The 16405-nt window shown below is 61.4% G+C and carries 12 protein-coding genes; 2 read left to right on the top strand and 10 right to left on the bottom strand.

The annotated features are described in order from the left end of the window. Positions 1-8: 8 nt before the first annotated feature. The 10 genes from ACILSE_RS07745 to ACILSE_RS07700 form a co-directional block, all read right to left on the bottom strand. A complete protein-coding gene (locus ACILSE_RS07745; protein WP_395716800.1) occupies positions 9-2075 on the bottom strand; it encodes a PSD1 and planctomycete cytochrome C domain-containing protein in 2067 nt (688 codons plus the stop codon). Continuing rightward, complete coding sequence (locus ACILSE_RS07740) at positions 2053-4302, bottom strand: PSD1 and planctomycete cytochrome C domain-containing protein (protein ID WP_395716799.1); 2250 nt, start codon at positions 4300-4302, stop codon at positions 2053-2055. Before ACILSE_RS07740 ends, ACILSE_RS07745 begins: the two co-directional genes overlap by 23 nt. Positions 4303-4338: 36 nt before the next feature. Further along, positions 4339-5565: a hypothetical protein gene (locus ACILSE_RS07735; RefSeq protein ID WP_395716798.1), complete on the bottom strand. Its 1227-nt coding sequence runs from the start codon at positions 5563-5565 to the stop codon at positions 4339-4341. A 50-nt stretch (positions 5566-5615) separates the two neighbouring features. After that, complete coding sequence (locus tag ACILSE_RS07730; protein WP_395716797.1) at positions 5616-8018, bottom strand: PVC-type heme-binding CxxCH protein; 2403 nt, start codon at positions 8016-8018, stop codon at positions 5616-5618. Positions 8019-8094: 76 nt separating this feature from the next. After that, a complete protein-coding gene (locus ACILSE_RS07725) occupies positions 8095-8955 on the bottom strand; it encodes a M15 family metallopeptidase (RefSeq protein WP_395716796.1) in 861 nt (286 codons plus the stop codon). Next, positions 8952-10304 (bottom strand): hypothetical protein, encoded by a 1353-nt coding sequence (locus ACILSE_RS07720; RefSeq protein WP_395716795.1) that lies wholly within the window; start codon positions 10302-10304, stop codon positions 8952-8954. Before ACILSE_RS07720 ends, ACILSE_RS07725 begins: the two co-directional genes overlap by 4 nt. Positions 10305-10321: 17 nt before the next feature. Continuing rightward, on the bottom strand, positions 10322-10717 hold the full coding sequence (locus tag ACILSE_RS07715) for a RidA family protein (RefSeq protein ID WP_395716794.1): 396 nt from the start codon (positions 10715-10717) through the stop codon (positions 10322-10324). Positions 10718-10737: 20 nt separating this feature from the next. Next, positions 10738-11538: an HpcH/HpaI aldolase/citrate lyase family protein gene (locus ACILSE_RS07710; protein ID WP_395716793.1), complete on the bottom strand. Its 801-nt coding sequence runs from the start codon at positions 11536-11538 to the stop codon at positions 10738-10740. 57 nt (positions 11539-11595) lie between these two features. After that, the gene (locus ACILSE_RS07705) at positions 11596-13422 is read right to left on the bottom strand and encodes a phosphoenolpyruvate carboxykinase (GTP) (RefSeq protein ID WP_395716792.1); all 1827 of its coding nucleotides are present in this window, start codon (positions 13420-13422) and stop codon (positions 11596-11598) included. A gap of 105 nt (positions 13423-13527) precedes the next feature. Next, positions 13528-15195, bottom strand: coding sequence for a putative transporter (locus tag ACILSE_RS07700; protein ID WP_395716791.1), 1668 nt, complete (start codon positions 15193-15195; stop codon positions 13528-13530). Between the two features lie 156 nt (positions 15196-15351). Between ACILSE_RS07700 and ACILSE_RS07695 the strand changes: the two genes are divergently transcribed. Then, on the top strand, positions 15352-15723 hold the full coding sequence (locus ACILSE_RS07695; protein WP_395716790.1) for a group 1 truncated hemoglobin: 372 nt from the start codon (positions 15352-15354) through the stop codon (positions 15721-15723). A 6-nt stretch (positions 15724-15729) separates the two neighbouring features. Further along, positions 15730-16374 carry a DUF2490 domain-containing protein gene (locus tag ACILSE_RS07690; protein WP_395716789.1) on the top strand — a complete coding sequence of 215 codons (645 nt, stop codon included), beginning with the start codon at positions 15730-15732 and terminating at the stop codon, positions 16372-16374. Positions 16375-16405 lie beyond the last annotated feature (31 nt).

Below are 16405 nucleotides of genomic sequence, written 5' to 3'. Positions count from 1 at the left end.
AGGTGGCTTTACTCGCGGTTGATGAACTCATCGAGATTCATGAGTACTCGCGCGACGGCGACGAGCGTGGCGGCTTCGGTAGCTTGAGCGGGTGAAATGGCTTTTTGATGGGCTCCGAGCACTTGGAGGGCTGTGGGGCCGCTTTTGATGACGCGGGCTTTTTGTTCGTCGTGGAAGGTTTGGAGGCGGAAGAGTTCTTCGGGGCGTGGTTCGCGGTTTAGTACGATGCGGAAGAGCTTTTCGAGGTGATTCGGGCCTTCACGAAGGGCACGAAGAGCGAGTGCCTGCGCAGCTTCGACGAAGACGCCGTCGTTCATCATGGTGAGGGCTTGCAGAGGCGTGTTGGAGCGTTCGCGGCGCACGCAGGCGTCGGCGGCATCGGGAGCATCGAAGGTGGTGAGCGTGGGATAGAGCACGCTGCGCAGCGTGATGATGTAAAGACTGCGGCGGTAGATTTCATCGCCAGGGCTAGCCTGCCAGTTTGACGAGCGGCCGACATCGAACACGTCCTCCGGCAAGGGCGGACGGAAGCTGGGGCCGCCGATGGTGGGCTTCAAAAGACCGCTGACGGACAGCGCGGAGTCGCGCAAGACTTCGGCGTCGAGGCGAACGCGGTTTTGGTGGGAGAGCAGGCGGTTGAGGGGATCGACGTAGAACGAGTTTTCCAACTCGTTGGTATTGGATGAACGAGTTGGAAAACTCGTTCTACGATACGTTTCGCTCATCACGAGGCGCTTGATGAGCTGTTTGCGGCTCCAGCCGGTGCGCATGAACTCGGTGGCGAGCCAGTCGAGGAGTTCGGGATGGCTGGGGGCTTCGCCGCTGGTGCCGAAGTCATCCGGCGTGCGCACGAGGCCGAAGCCGAAAAGCTTGCTCCAAAGATGATTCACGGCGACGCGGGCGGTGAGCGGATTTTGCGGTGAAACGATCCACTTGGCGAGGTCGAGGCGGGTGTGGCCTGCTTGAGCGGGCAAGGCGGAAAGCGTGGCGGGCATCACATCGGGTCCTCGGCGTGTGTAGTCGCCGGCGAGATGCACGTAGGTCTGGCGGCGATCTTTGGAGACTTCGGCGAGGAGTGGGGCTTTGGTTTTGGTGTCGTCGCGGTCCTCGGTGTTGTCGAAGAAGGCGTAGAAGCTGTAGTAATCGCGGATGGTGATGGGATCGTATTTGTGCGTGTGACACTGCGCACAGCCGATGGTGAGGCCCATCCACACGCGAGCGGTGGTGTTGACGCGATCGACGAGGTTTTGGTAGCGGGCTTCTTCTTTATCGACGCCGGCTTCGGTGTTTAAAGCGGCGTTGCGGTGGAAGCCGGTGCCTGCAGGCGCATCGGTGAGGTCTCCGGCGATTTGCTGAATCGTGAATTCGTCATACGGCATGTCGTTGTTGAAGGCCTGGATGACCCAATCGCGGTAGCGGTAGGCGTTGGGGCGAAGGCCGTCGCCGAGGAAGCCGTTGGAGTCGGCGTAGCGTGCCATGTCGAGCCAGTGGCGGCCCCAGCGTTCTCCGAAGCGTGGATCAGCGAGGAGTTGATCCACGAGGGCGGCATAAAATGAGTCTGATAGGACAGATGGGACGGATAGGTCCGATGGAGGAGGCAGACCGATGAGGTCGAGATAGAGGCGGCGGATGAGCGTGCTCGAATCCGCACGCGGTGCGGGCTGTAGGCCGTGTTTCTTCAATTCGATGCGGATGAAGCTGTCGATGTCGTGATGTGACGTCGATTGCTTGATCGGCTGAAAAGCCCAATGCGGCTCATACTTCGCCCCTGCGGCGATCCATTGACGCAAAATGTCTTTTTCGGCGGTGGTGAGTGGTTTGGGGGACTTCGGTGGTGGCATCACGTCGTCGGGATCTGAGGTCGTGATGCGGTCGAGGAAGGTTTTGGCATCGAAATGCTCGGCGGGCATGTCGAGGCGGAGATCGGCCTCGCGGCTTTCCTCGTCGGGGCCGTGGCAGGCGTAGCATTTCGACGCGAGGATCGGGCGCACATCACGCGTGAAGTCCACGGCGTGAGCGTGGCTCGCGAGAGCGACGAAGATGACGAGTCGCTCAATCCACATAGCGCAGTTCATTGCTGGCGAGCAGGGCCTGGCACAAGGCGGCCCAGGTGTCGAGTTCGCGGCGTGGGTGATCGGTTTGCGTCGAAACAAGCATCGAATCGGCCTCGCGGATGAAATCGAGGCCGCGTTGGAGTTCGGCGGCGGTGGCGTCGCGGCCCAAAGCAGCGCGATAGGCCGCTGCGATGCGTTTTTCAGACTCGGCGGGTGTTTGGAGCAGTCGCTTGGCGAAGCGGCGGGATTGCTCGATGATGAAGGTGTTGTTCAGCAGATACAGCGATTGCGTGGCGAGAGCGGAGCTGTCTCGCTTGTCGAGGACGGTGGTGGCATCGGGCAGGTTGAAGGGCGTGAGCTCCGGCGGCATCGAATTGCGCAGCATGAGCAGGTAGATGCTGCGCTGAGTGCTCGGCTGATGCAGCGAGGGCAGCTCATTGATGAGCACATCGCGATGCTGGATGAGTGAACCGCTCGCTGGCTGCGGATTCAGATCACCGGTGGCGGCGAGCATTGTGTCACGGATCGTTTCGGCATCGAGACGGCGACGGAGGTGATGCGAGAACCATGGTGCATCACCGCTGCGCGAGGCCATTTGATACGTGCGGCTGAGGACGATGGTGCGGATGAGTTTTTTGATGCTCCAGCCTTCGCGCATGAAGCGGGTGGCGAGATGGTCGAGGAGTTCGGGATGCGTGGGGTGCTCGCCGGAAAGGCCGAAGTCGTTCGGCGTGGTGACGAGACCTTCGCCGAAGAGCTGGAGCCACACGCGATTCACGAAAACGCGGGCGGTGAGCGGATTCCGGGGGCTACTAAGCCATTGCGCGAGCTCGAGTCGGCCGCTTTGCTTCAAATCGACGACGGTGCCGCCACCGCAGGCGCTGAGGAAGCCGCGAGGAATTGCCGCGCCGAGTTTTTTGGATTCGCCGTCGATGTTGAGCTTGCAGTCCTCGATCTTTTTCGCGTCGCGAACGCCCATGGCGAGTGGCGCATCGGCGGCGTATTTGAAGGAGGGCTTCGCGGGCGGACGATGCGGCGGGTTGGCTTTGATGATGGGTTCCAATTCGGCACGCGGCACCACGTTGGCCGTGGCTTGAAGCTCGTGCAGCGGTGTCTGCGGTGCGGTGAGGCCCTGATGCGCGGCGGCGCCCCACATCGTCTCAGTGCTGCGGAAGATGCCAGCGAGCGCGTAGTAGTCGCGCGTCGGGATGGGGTCCGTTTTGTGATCGTGGCAGCGGGCGCAGCCGACGCTGAGACCGAGGATGCCGCTGCCGATGACGTTGATTTGATCCGCGATGACATCCATCTCGAAGTTCTCATTCATGGCCTTAGCTGGCTTTGCGCCCAGCGCGAGCAAACCGGTGGCGATGAGCTGGCGGTCGCGCTGCGCGGGCGAATCGGCTGGAAGTAGATCTCCGGCGATCTGCTCGGCGATGAAACGGTCATACGGCAGGTCTTCATTGAAAGCGCGGATGACGTAGTCGCGGTAACGCCACGCATGCGGGAAGCTGGGATTGCGCGAGAGGCCGTCGTTGCCGTTCGATTCGGCGTAGCGGGCCACATCGAGCCAGTGGCGGCCCCATTTTTCGCCGAAGTGGGGTGAGTTCAGGAGGGCGTCCACGTAGTCGGACGGGGCGGACATGTCAGACGAGTCGGACGGCGGGAGACCGATGAGGTCGAAACTCAAGCGGCGCTTCAAAGTGGCCGTTTCGGCATCGGGGGCGGGTTGGAGGCCGTTTTGCTCGATTTTGGCTAGAATGAAGGCGTCGAGGCTTTGGCGTGGCCAGGCGGTGTTTTTTACTTTCGGCGGCTTGGAGTCGGAAATGGGCTGGAGGGACCAAAGCGGCTGCTGCGGGGCTTTTTTCGCGATCTTCGGTGGTTCGGTGCGCGGATCCGGTGCGCCCATTTTCACCCATTCGACGAAATCGTTCACGATGTGGTCGGGAAGACGTTTCTTCGGCGGCATTTCGAGGCCGTCGTAGCGGACGGCTTGCACGATGAGGCTTTCGTCCGGCTTGCCTGGAATGACGGCGGGGCCTGATTCGCCACCGGCGATCATTTCGGAAGGCGCGTCGAGCAGCAGCTTGCCGCCGAGCTTCTTCGAGGTCTGCGAGTGGCACTCGTAGCACTGCTTCACGAGCACGGGGCGAATCTTGGATTCAAAGAAGGCCCGCTGGTCCGGCGTCATGTCGGCAGCCGCCGCGGGAAGCGCGGAGAGGAGCAAGAGCTGGAGACGACGGAACCACATGGGCGGGCTGAATACGCGAGATGGGCTTCGCTTCGCTCACTTCTTCGGCTTCAAAAACAGGACCTCGGCTCGCTCGATCCAGCCTTTACGCAGGTCCATGCGGAACCAGCCGTTGGAGTTTTTGGCGTTGATGCGGCAGCCGCTGCGCGGGGCGAGCTCCTTGAGGTCGTATTGCGCCCAGGTTTTGCCGGAGTCGGAGGACCAGATGATGCCACAGCCGTAGGGCGAGGCGGGCGCGCAGTGCGTAGCGACGTAGATGCCATCCTCGTGTAGCATGTTTGCGGATTCATAGCCGGGATTGAAAAGCAGCGTGTGTTTGGTGGTGTCCGTGATGTCCTGTGGCCTACATTGGAAGACGCCGCGGTCGTAGCGGTTGGCGATGGCGAGGCCGTTGGCGTCGGCGATCCAACAAATCTGGCCGTCGATGAAATTGAGGCCGCCGCATTTGAAGCGGGAGTTGGAATTCACGCTGATGACGAGCTTCCAGTCCCATTGGTCCGCCGCGGCGTCGTAGGTGCCGCGCAGCCAGTGGACTTCGTTGCCGTGACCGCGGTCGATGTCGCCCGTGACGGCGTAGAAGGCGTTTTCAGCGGCGTGATAGGTGACGTTGTGAATGTGGCGGGCGATGAGCGGATTCGCAGGATCGCCGAGCATCGGATCCTCGGGCTTGGCGCCCTTTTGCTGGAACTTCGGATTCTGGCCAAAGGCGTAGGCGAGCTTCACGGTCTCGCCGCTGTCGGTGGAGTAGTAGATGTTCACCGGCACGGAGCCGCCGAGGACGTTGCAGTAGTTTCCCCACACGAGCATTTCCCTGCCGCCGACCTCGAAGCAGTGCTCGCCATCGAGCGAGTGAAAGTACCAGCCTGGATTCTTCGGATCGACCGGCGTGTGCGGCAGGTAGTCGGTGCCGTCGGGGCGCTTCACGATGATTTCGCGATGCGTTTTCAGGTTGTCGGTGCTGAGGAAAAGCCGCTGCCGTGTGGCGAAGAGGATGTTTCCATTCTTTAAGATGACGCTGAAGGTGATGTCTTGCGCCTCGGCGAAGTCCGCGGTGTGCGGCCACGTCTTGCCGCAATCCTCGGAGAGCATGATCTTCGTGCCGAGGAGGGCGAAGGCCTTGCTGCCGCGCTGCGTGTCGATGTAAGGCTCGTCTGCCGAAGGCACTCGATAGAGGAAATGTTCGGTCTCGCCTGTGATGTATGCGGCCGAAGCTTGCGCGGCAAAAAGGATGACGAAGCAGAATAGGTTAAGGCGCTGGATCATGACGTGAGAACCAACGCTGCTGACTGGTCGCATGCTTCAACAACACAGGATCAGTGGGTAAGGAAAGCCAACAAGTCACGCAGCTCGGCATCGGTGAGGGACATGATGAGGCCGGGGGGCATGAGGGAGGTCTTCAATTCGGTGCGGCTGACGACGTCGGCTTCGGGGAAGGATTTTTCTTTGCCGGTGAGATCTCGGAAGACTTCGGTGCTGGAGGAGCGGAGGAGGATGCCCATGAACTCGGTGCCGTCTTTGAGCTTCACGAGCGAGGGATAAAACTGCGGCGCGACCTCGCGATGTGGCTCAAGGATGGAGCGCAGGATGGCGGCACGGTCGCCCTGATGGGCGATGAGGGTGAGATCGGGGCCGACGACGTTCCCACGGCCGCTATGGCGATGGCAGGTGGCGCAGAGGGCGACCTTGGTGTTGAAGAAGAGGCGGCGGCCGTTTCCGGGGTCGGCCTTGCCGGGAAGCGCGTCGATGAGTTTGAGCCAGGCATCAGTTTGATCGAAAGGCGGGCGATTGGCGGCTGGGGTGAAGCCATCGGTGAAGCGGAGGGCGCGTTTGGCTTCGTCGCGGATCGTGGCGTTGTCGCTGGTGGCGAGTTTTTGGAGCAAAGCGGTGTCGTCAGTGCCGAGGATGGCCTCGGCGCGGAGTTGCGGGCTGCGTTTGTCATCGGCGGCGATCTCGGCGCTGGCTTTGCGGGCGGCGAGGGTGCGCACGGCTTCGAGTTGGAGGACTTCGTCATCGCTGTTGGCGAAGTCACGAAGGAGTTCAAGCGTGAGGGCTTTGTGCGTGGGTGGAGCGAGGCGCAGGGCGTAGCCCTTGATGCGTGCGGGTGCTTTCTGATCGGTGATGCGATCGACGAGCACGTCAGGGTTCGTGACGCCAGCGCCGGGATCGCCGCGCAGGGTGTTCCAGGTGGCGAGCACGGCTTCGAAGAGGCGGAAGTCGAGCTTTGAATCGCTGAGCATCGCCTCGACCTGCGGCTGGAAGTTTTTCAGCACGGCATCGGCGATCCAGCGCAGGCACTCGAAGCGCATCTCGGCATCGGAATCGTTGATGAAGGCACGCACCCATTGCTCATCGTTCAAATCGACTCGACGCATGGCGACGAAAGCCCAGACTCTATCTTGAGGCACGATTGCTTTCACGGCTTCGACGGTTAAACCGGAACGCGAGAGCGCGGTGAGCGCGGCATCGGAGAGGTATTTGTCCGCGCCACGGGCGAGTTCGAGAAGCTTGGCGGTATCAAGCTTCGCTTTGCCTTCACGGAGATTTTTGGCGAGCACGGCGTCGGCTGTGACGGGATGCTTTTTCGCGATCCAGGGCGCTTCGGGGACTTCGAGTTTCCAAAGGCGTCCGCGACTGTGGATCGGGTAGGAGTTGAAGACCCAGTCGTTGAAATAAAACACGCCGTTGCCTGCGGCGACCATGCAGGTCGGGCGGAAGAAGTCGCTGCCCTTCACGAGCGGGATGCGCTCGGAGGTGTAGCCCGCGCCTTTTCGCGTGAGCGGGAAGTAGTCGATGCTGTGATCGCTCCAACTCGGGATGATGACTCCGCCTCCGAGTTCGACGACTGCGCAGGGGCCTTCGCCACTCGAATGTACCATGCCGAGCGTGCCGCGCAGCTCGCCATTCCACGCGACGAAGGGATGCACCGGAGCGCTGCCATAGACCCACTGGAAGCCGTAGTCCGCGCCTTCGACGATGTTCAGCAGACGACACGGCGGACGGCTGCCGGGATCGTTTTCTGCGGCGAAGATTTCGCCATCCTCACGCACCATGAGTCCAAACGGATTCCAGAAGCCGCGGGCGATGCGGCGCAAGCCTTTGCCATCGGCGGTGCAGCGGAAGACGCCGCCTTCGCCGCGCCCGCTGACTTTGGAGCCGTCCTTCGCGGTGAGCGTCCAGTCCTTGCCGAAGTTTTCGCCGAGCGAGAAGACGAGGCCGCCATCGGGATGCCAGGCCATGCCGCTGAGGCCGTTGTGCGGGTAATCGGCCACGGTGTCGAGCGTGGCGAGGTTTTCCTCGGTGTCGCCAGTGCCGTCGCCATCGCTGTCCTTCACGCGCAGCACGCGGTCGCGCTCGGCGAGGTAGATCCAGCCATCGGGGCCGACTTCGACGTGCATGGTGGCATCGGTTTTGTTGTAGAAGACGCGGCGGTTTTTGCCATCGGCATCAAAGACGAGCACCTCGTCATGCTCGGGGCCTTGATAGCCTTCCGGCCGGAAATGCGTGTGGCAGGAGACCGTCCAGATGCGGCCTTTGTCATCGACATCAATGCCCGTCGGCGTGACGAGCGCGGGATGCTCGGCGAGGAGCGTGATCTTCACGCCCGGTTGCAGCGTCTCGATCTGCGGCGGCAGTTCGGCAGGAACAACGGGTGCCTTTGGCGGCGGTCCGGATTGAGCGATAGCGGGAAGGAGCAGAAGAACGAGGCGTAAAGTCATGAGCACGATAATACGTGCTTTCACACATGATGTTCGCGAACGAACAAGGAGAGGCGCTTTTCAAGCGCCTGGGCGGTTACAAACCGCCCCTCCTTGAGTCTGCCCGCTCCAAAGCCGCGGCAATCTCCTTTTCGATCACAGGCAGCGGATTGAGCAGCTCCAGCGGGTTTTCGACCGGCGTGACCTCATTCGTGCGCGGGTCCCAGTTCACGGGGCCGAAGCGGCAGGGCGCTGGATTGCCGGTGAGGATGTGCATGCCGGCATCGTCCTTGTCGAAGTGCCAAAACTCGAAGGGAAAGTGGATGAAGCCGTGCTTCTCCATCATCGCGCAGATGTCCAGCCGCGTGGCGATGTGCTCCGGGGCGACAAAGGGCGAGCGCATGGGCGTGTGCTCGCTCATTTCGAGGTAGGGAAAGCCGCGCCAGACCTCCGTGCCGTCGTCTCGACGGAACACGGAGATGTCGATGGCGGAGCCAGACATGTGCGCGCCGATCTTTGGCATGTTCGCGGTGAGCACGATGGCGCGGCGAAACATCATCTCCGGCGTCGGGATCTGCCCGCCGAGCTCCCACATGGTCTTCTTGAGCACGTTGTCGAACACCGACGGCTTCCGCACGAGCTGCCGCTGCATGTCGAGCGAGCGAAACGCGTCCTCAATCTTCAAGATCCACCCACGCTCGTTCATCTCGCGGCCGATGGTGATGACATCACGCACCAAACTCTCCCGCAGAAAGTAAACGCGGTCGAGATCGCCCGCGATCTTCGTCGTGGAGAACAGCATCTCCACACCTGCATCGGCTGCGGCATCGGGGATCGAGGCAAAGCGCTCGCCACATTCCTTCACCGGAAACTCGATGAGCTTCTGCACGATGGCATAGCCTGCCTCCATCTGTTCCGCCCAGTAGGCACGGCGGGATTGGTCGTCGGTGGTGGTCATGGTTTGGTTGGGGATGGTTGAAGTCGGGCCTTCTCCGCCGCCTCGCGCTTCTGCATGTCTTTGGGATGCTTCGAGAATGACGCGAAGACATCACCAACGACACGGTCGGCGAGTTCGCCGAGTTTTTTAAGGATCACGGGCTCGGCTTCGGGCTTGAGTTTGGAGAGGTTGGGCTCGTAGCCGCCGACCTTGTGGGCCTCGGCGGTGGCGATGTAGCCGATGTTGCCGTTGGCGTAGCCGATGATGAGCGGCTTGGCACGATCCGCGATGGCTTGCTCGAGTTTGAAGCCGTATTCGACCATCGGCTCGCCGGGCATGGTGAGGAGCAGGTAGGGACCGATTTTCATCGCCATGAGCTCGGCGCGAATGGGCTGCTCTTTGCCGGGAAGCTCGATGACCTCGCTCGCGACGCGGATCGGATAGTAGGTGGCGCGTTTGGCGAGTTGCTCGCGGGTGAGACTGTAGGCAGCGGCACGCACGACCGCGCCACCGAGGTCGCGACCGGCCCACTGGATGTCCGCTTCATCCGCGCAGCGATAGGGATAGCCGGGCAGATTCGGCCGGATGTCGCCGGCGCAGCCTTGGATGAACATGGCGGCCGTTTTGCCGCTGTAGATGGACTCGACGAAGGTCTGCGCCTCGCCGGGGAAGTCGGCGGTCATCATGGGAAAGCCCTTGGGATGCGGCTGCGAGCCTTTGTCGCCCCAGGTGAAGAAGCAGGGATGGCAGACGGCGTGCATGACGATGGCCAAAGGCGTGAGCGACTGGCCGTCGTCGAAGCGCAGCACCTTCACACGCGGATCGTTCGGGCCTTCGGGGTTCAAACTCACCACCGCACGACCATCGTAGATTTTGCGACGGTTGATGCTGAAGCTGATGCGGTCCTCGGCGAGGCCGATGCTGGCCGGACGCATGTTTGAAGCGGCGTCCCTGGCCGCAGCGGCGAGCTTTTTGATCACGTCGGAGGCCCAGCGCATGTTTTCCACCCAACCGGGGCCGGAGTGATTGTGCGAGGCACAGATCATGATGTTCGCGGCGGGCACGCCGGTCTCCTTTTCAATCGCTGGACGTGCCAGCGCCACCATGTCCTCCCACGCGCCGATCACATCCATCGTCACGATGGCCGCCTTTGTCTCGCCATCGTCCAAAACGAGCACACCGGCCCGCAAGGGATCGCGCACGCCATTCACCACCCGCGTGTGACCGGCCACGGTGATGTCCTTCACCTCCGCCGGCGTGATGTTCACCTTCGCCGCGCCGGCTTTGAGGTTCGAAACGACGGGAAATTTGCCGTCGATGATCTGCGCGTGTGCAGCGACGGCGAAAAGGAGGATGAGTAGTGATTTCATGGAAGAGCGATGGCGTGTCACGTTGAGGATCGGCGCAAGGCGACGGCCTCGACCTCGTATTTAAGCGAGGGTGGCAGGCAGTTCGTGATGGTGGTGCGGGCTGGCGACGGCTGCGGGAAATACTCGCGGTAGAGCTTGTTGTAGAGCGGCACATCCTCCGCATCGCGGACGTAGTTTCGCGTCTGCACCACATGCGCGAGATCGCTGCCTGCGGCTTCGAGCACCTTGCGCACGTTTTCGATGCTGCGGCGGAACTCGCCTTCAAACGTGTCGCTGACAATGTTGCCCTGCTGATCGACGGATGCCTGACCAGAGACGAAAATCAGATCGCCCACCACAACACAAGGACTGAAGGGCAGATGTGACGTGGGCGTGTCGGGGAGTTGTGGATAAGAGACGAGCGGATGGTTCATTGGATGAAGAGAAACTGGATTCAGCCGTGGCGCAGTTTGCCGAACACCTCGGTCATGATGTCCTTCAACAAACTGCTGTCGTTTGAGTGGCAGATGAAGCGGGCACCCTGCTTGATGGCACGGAGCTGCTGCTCGGTTTTGCCAAACCATGAGCCGGCCGGGATGTGCCGCTTGTCGGCGGCGTCGATGACTTTCTGCACGACGGCGATGAAGTCAGGATGGTCGTATTCGTTCGGAATGCCCATGTTTGTGGTCATGTCGTTCGGGCCGATGAAAAGAGCGCTGACGCCCCGAATGGAGCAGATGGCGTCCAGGTTCTCCACGGCCTTCACCGACTCGATCATCGGCACGAAGAGCGTGTTGGCGCATTTTTCAGCGATGTAGTCGCGGGTCTTGTCGCTGGGCCATTTGCCCTCCTTGATCGCGCGTTCGAGCGCCACGCCTTTGAGCGGACGATAAACGGCCGCGGCGGCGAGGCGTTTGATCATTTCCACATCCTCGGCATACGGAATGACCACGCCGTCGAAGGAGTCGCACACCTTCGCCACGTCATCTGCATCGCGGCTGTGCGTGCGCGCGAGCGTGGCGATGCCTTTGGCCGCTAAAGCGTAGCGCAGCGGCATGAAGTCGGCGATATCGAGCGCGTTGTGTTCCGCGGTGACGATGACGAAGTCGATGCTGCCGTCCGGGATGAAATCGACGATGGCAGGCACCACGGAATGCTGAACGAGCATGCCGAAGACGGCGTGCCCCTTCATCATCTTGTCCTTGAGGATGGCGGCTGGCTTTGAGGCGGTGGCGGCGTAGGGCGTGGTGCTCATGACGCGGGATCATACGAGCACGCCACGCGACATTCATCCGCGAGAGCCATTTTCAGCTCACATCCGGCAGATCAGGAGCTCGCGCTCATAGATGAGTTCCTTCGGCAGGTGTGTCTTCAAGTCGAGGAACAACTCCTCGTGCGAGAGGATTTCCTGACGCCATGCGTCGCGGTCGAACTTCTGCAGCTCCTCAAACCTCTCCTTCGAAAAGTCGAGCCCTTTCCAGTCGATGTCCTCGTAGCGCGGGACCCAGCCGATGGGCGTCTCCTTCGACATGCCGTGGCCGTTGGCGCGATCCACGATCCATTTAAGGACGCGCATGTTCTCACTGAAACCGGGCCAGAGAAACTTGCCGTCCGCGCCTTTGCGGAACCAATTCACATGGAAGATGCGCGGTGTCTCGGTGATGCGGCGCTGCATGCTGATCCAGTGGCGGAAATAGTCGCCCATGTTGTAGCCGGTGAAAGGAAGCATGGCCATGGGATCGTGGCGCACCTTGCCGACCGTTCCAGCGGCTGCGGCGGTCATCTCGCTGCCCATGGTGGCCCCCGCATAGACGCCGCTGACCCAGTTGAAGGCCTGGTAGATGAGCGGCATCGTGGTGGCGCGACGTCCGCCGAAAATGATGGCCGAAATCGGCACGCCTTCCGGCTTTTCCCAGTCGGGATCAATCGTCGGGCACTGCGAGGCCGGCGCGGTGAAACGCGAGTTCGGATGCGCGGCCTTCACGCCTTTTTCCTTCGCGATTTCAGGTGTCCACTGGTTGCCCTGCCAGTCCGTGCATTTCGCCGGCGGCTCATCGGTCATGCCTTCCCACCAAACTCCGCCGTCCGGTGTGAGCGCGACATTGGTGAAGATGGTGTTCTTCCGCAGCGAGGCCATGGCGTTGGGATTCGTCTTGTCACTCGTGCCCGGTGCGACACCGAAGAAGCCCGCCTCCGGATTGATGGCGTAGAGGCGGCCATCCGCGCCAGGTTTGATCCACGCGATGTCATCACCCACGGTCCACACCTTCCAGCCTTTGCCGGCGAAGTGATCCGGCGGAATGAGCATGGCAAAATTCGTCTTGCCGCAGGCGCTGGGGAACGCGGCGGCAACGTAGGTCTTACGCCCTTTCGGGTCCTCCACACCGAGAATGAGCATGTGCTCGGCCATCCAGCCTTCATCGCGGGCCATGGCGGAGGCGATGCGCAGCGCGAAGCATTTTTTGCCGAGCAGCGCATTGCCGCCGTAGCCGCTGCCGTAGCTCCAGATCTCACGCGTCTCGGGAAAGTGTACGATGTATTTCTCCTTGTTGCACGGCCAGGGCACATCCTTCTGTCCTTTCTTGAGCGGAGCGCCGACGGTGTGCATGCAGGGCACCACGCGCACTTTGCTCTTGTCGATCAGTTCGAAGACCTTTTTGCCGATGCGCGCCATGATGCGCATGTTCACGACGACATAGGGGGAATCGGTGAGCTGCACGCCGATCTGCGACATCGGCGAACCCACCGGCCCCATGCTGAACGGGAGCACATACATCGTGCGCCCCTTCATGCAGCCATTGAAGAGCTTGCGCAGCTTCTCCTTCATCTCGAAGGGGTTCATCCAGTTGTTCGTCGGTCCGGCGCCGTCCTTCGAATGGCTGCAAATGAAGGTGCGCTCCTCCACGCGGGCGACATCGCTGGGATCAGACTTCGCGTAAAAGCAGCCGGGCCAGTTCTTCTGGTTCAGCCGGGTGAACGTGCCCGCTTCGATCATTTCATTGCAAAGACGGTCGTATTCGGACTTCGAGCCGTCCACCCAGTGAATTTTGTCAGGCTTGCAGAGGGCTGCCATTTTCTGGACCCAGCGTTTGAGGTGGATGTTTTTGCTGAGCGGCTTCGATGATGTGGTCGTTGGCATAGTGGTGAGGGTTAGATGACGTGATTATGCTGAAGGCATGCCTGTTGTCGCTGCGCATCACTTAGCCATTTTTGGTGATCAGGCGTCATATGCGAGGTGCTGATTTCATCCGAACTGAACCAGGATCTGAGCGGTGATGATGCGCAACAACATCGTCAGCGGATACACGGCGGCGTAGGCGATGGCGGGCGAATCGCAACGCGCCATGGTGGTGGCGAAGGCGAGCGCGGGAGGATCAGTCATGCCGCCGGAAAGCAGGCCGCTCAGCGTCATGAAGTTCACCCGGTGAAACTTGCGGGCGATGAAGCCGATGACGAGCAGCGGCAGCATGGTGACGAAGATGCCGAGCAGCACCCACTGCAAGCCCTGTGCGGAGAAGACGGTGGCGGCGAATTTTTCACCCGAGAGCAGGCCCACGTTTGCCAGGAAGAGAATGATTCCGAGCTCGCGCAAGGCACGGTTGGCGTTGAGCGGCATGTGCATGACCATGGGGCCAAGCCGGCCGAGATGACTGAGCAGGATCGCCATCACCAGCGGTCCACCAGCCAGGCCGAGACGCACCGGGGCGGGCAGGCCCGCGATTTGAAAGGGGTAAAGCCCCAGCAGCACACCAAGGAGGATGCCTGTGAAGATGGCGGCGAACTTCGTCTCTTGAAGCAACTGCACCGCATTTCCCAGGTGCCTCGTGGCGTTGTTGAGCGAATCTTCATCGCCGACGAGCTGCAGCATGTCGCCAAATTGCAGCTTCAGATCCGGCAGCGCTGTGAAAATGAGATCCCCACGGCTAAGTCGGGTCACGGTGACATTGTGGAGGTGCTCCAACCCAAGTTCGCGCACCGTTTTGCCGAGCAGGCGCTTGTTGGTGATGACCACGCGCCGGTAGGTGATGCTGCCGGGAGCCTTCATGAGGTTCTCCGTGCTCACGCTGCCGATGACGAGTCGAAACTGATCCAGATGCGCCTGTGTTCCGACGGCCATGATGAGATCGCCGACATGCAGCCGCGTGTCGGGCGTGGCGGCGGTCACCTCGTCAGCCCCGACGGCCCGATGGCGCGAGATGACGACACCTGTTTCGTGAATGCCTGGCACATTGGCGATGGCAACGCCCTGCAGGTTCGCATTCTCGACACGAAGGTTCATGCGCAGCAAAGGCTCGACTCCCGCGCCCTGCTCCTGACGAAAGAGATCGGCCTCCTGTGCCACATCGACCTTGAAGAAGGTTCGCAGCAGAATCAGTGACAGGATGATGCCCACAATCGCCAACGGATAGGTGGCCGCGTAGGACAAGGCGGGCAACGTGACAAGAGCGGCATCCACATGAGCCGCGGTGAGCGCCTGCTGTGCCGCGCCGAGCGCAGGCGTGTTCGTGGTGGCTCCGGCGAACAAGCAGGCGATAGCAGGCAGCGGCATGTCGAGCATCCAGCCGCCGAGCAAGGCCACAAGCGCTCCACCGGCCACCAGTGCGAAAGCGTAGCCATTCAGCAGGCGGCCCTGACGCCGCAACGAGGCGAAAAAACCCGGCCCCATCTGCATCCCGAGAGCGAAAACGAACAGCACAAGGCCGAAATCCTTCAGGAAATGAGCAGTCCCAGGCTCCGGCCGCAGCCCGAAATGCGAGGCGGCGAGACCGGCAAATAAAACACCCGCCACACCAAGCCTGATGCCCGCGACACGAATGTTCCCAAGCCCGATGCCTGCAAGCACGACGATACTGAAGATGAGCAGGTCACACGCCACGGGAGCCTCAAGGCGCAACTGCTGAAGAAATGACATGCTTCCTTCTTCGCATGTTTGATGCCAGCGGGCCGCGGCATTTATGTGCCATTCTTGTGCACCGGTGACCCGCCGGCTGGCATTCACCACGCGGCAATTGGCCTTCAGCCAATTGCATCGCGAAACCGGCCCTTTTCGTGCTTCGAGTCAGACGCCATGCAAGACACACCTTCTCTTTATGAACGACTCGGCGGCGAGGAGATGATCGCCGCGCTCATTCCCGCATTTTACGCCCGCGTCCTGGCGGATCCCGAACTGGGTCCGTTTTTCAAGCATGCTTCGATCGACAAGCTGCATGCCATGCAGCGCGAGTTCTTCGTCATGGCCACCGGCGGACCGATCGAATACACCGGCCGGCCGCTGGCGCATGTGCATCACGGGCGCGGCATCACCAGGCACCACTTCGCCCGATTCACCGGTCATCTGGTGGAGACGCTGCTCGATATGGAAGTGACCCAAGCGGAGGCGGACGAGGTCATCGACCGAATCAACGCCTCCACCAACGACATCGTGGGAGCCTCGTACTGAGCCGCCGTGCGCCCGTTTCTCTGGCTCGTCGCCCTCATGTCCGCGGCACCTCTCCATGCGGATGAATGGTGGGCGTGGAGCATGCTCGAGTTCTACCGTGCTCCGCCGTGGACCGCCGGTGTGTTCCTGGGCAACCGCGCGGACATGGAGGACGGCTCCTACGTGCAGATTGTCAGCCCGCGCTTGAAGTATGCGGCATCACCGTGGCTCGATCTTGGCATTGGCCTTTCTGGATTAAGCATCGAGAATCCGAAAAACCATGCACGCTATGAGCAGTTCCGTCCTGAGCTGGAGATCAACCCCAGGCACGATCTCACGAAAAATCTCCGCCTCGAATGGCGCAACCGCATGGAGTGGCGTTGGAATGAGCATGCCGCCTTCACCACCCATCGCACGCGCCACCGGCTGCAGGCCGCCTGGACCCTGCCTCGGCCGCTCGGCCCGCTGACTCGCCTTTTCGCCAGCAATGAATGGCTCGTGGACCTGCACCGCAGCCAGTGGACGGAAAACCGTCTCGTGCCGCTGGGGATCACGTTCAAGCTAAGCAACACCGCCGACCTCGACTGCTTCCACATGATCGTCTCCCTGCGAAGCGCAACGATGTGGAAGCACGAATCCGTGCTGGGCACCTACCTGCGGCTGCGGTTTTGACTCCGGGAACAGCTCCACGGGGGGATGCATG

The sequence above is a fragment of the Prosthecobacter sp. genome, assembly GCF_044236155.1.
In the GTDB taxonomy this organism is placed as follows: domain Bacteria; phylum Verrucomicrobiota; class Verrucomicrobiia; order Verrucomicrobiales; family Verrucomicrobiaceae; genus Prosthecobacter.
This window is presented reverse-complemented; position numbering and strand designations above follow the sequence as displayed.

What these genes read in the sequence shown, in the direction of transcription:
- ACILSE_RS07710 (WP_395716793.1), bottom strand. Translation starts at nt 11,538, where the DNA reads ATGAGCACCACGCCCTACGCCGCCACCGCCTCAAAGCCAGCCGCCATC.
- ACILSE_RS07720 (WP_395716795.1), bottom strand. Translation starts at nt 10,304, where the DNA reads ATGAAATCACTACTCATCCTCCTTTTCGCCGTCGCTGCACACGCGCAG.
- ACILSE_RS07725 (WP_395716796.1), bottom strand. Translation starts at nt 8,955, where the DNA reads ATGACCACCACCGACGACCAATCCCGCCGTGCCTACTGGGCGGAACAG.
- ACILSE_RS07700 (WP_395716791.1), bottom strand. Translation starts at nt 15,195, where the DNA reads ATGTCATTTCTTCAGCAGTTGCGCCTTGAGGCTCCCGTGGCGTGTGAC.
- ACILSE_RS07730 (WP_395716797.1), bottom strand. Translation starts at nt 8,018, where the DNA reads ATGACTTTACGCCTCGTTCTTCTGCTCCTTCCCGCTATCGCTCAATCC.
- ACILSE_RS07745 (WP_395716800.1), bottom strand. Translation starts at nt 2,075, where the DNA reads ATGAACTGCGCTATGTGGATTGAGCGACTCGTCATCTTCGTCGCTCTC.
- ACILSE_RS07705 (WP_395716792.1), bottom strand. Translation starts at nt 13,422, where the DNA reads ATGCCAACGACCACATCATCGAAGCCGCTCAGCAAAAACATCCACCTC.
- ACILSE_RS07735 (WP_395716798.1), bottom strand. Translation starts at nt 5,565, where the DNA reads ATGATCCAGCGCCTTAACCTATTCTGCTTCGTCATCCTTTTTGCCGCG.
- ACILSE_RS07695 (WP_395716790.1), top strand. Translation starts at nt 15,352, where the DNA reads ATGCAAGACACACCTTCTCTTTATGAACGACTCGGCGGCGAGGAGATG.
- ACILSE_RS07740 (WP_395716799.1), bottom strand. Translation starts at nt 4,302, where the DNA reads ATGTGGTTCCGTCGTCTCCAGCTCTTGCTCCTCTCCGCGCTTCCCGCG.
- ACILSE_RS07715 (WP_395716794.1), bottom strand. Translation starts at nt 10,717, where the DNA reads ATGAACCATCCGCTCGTCTCTTATCCACAACTCCCCGACACGCCCACG.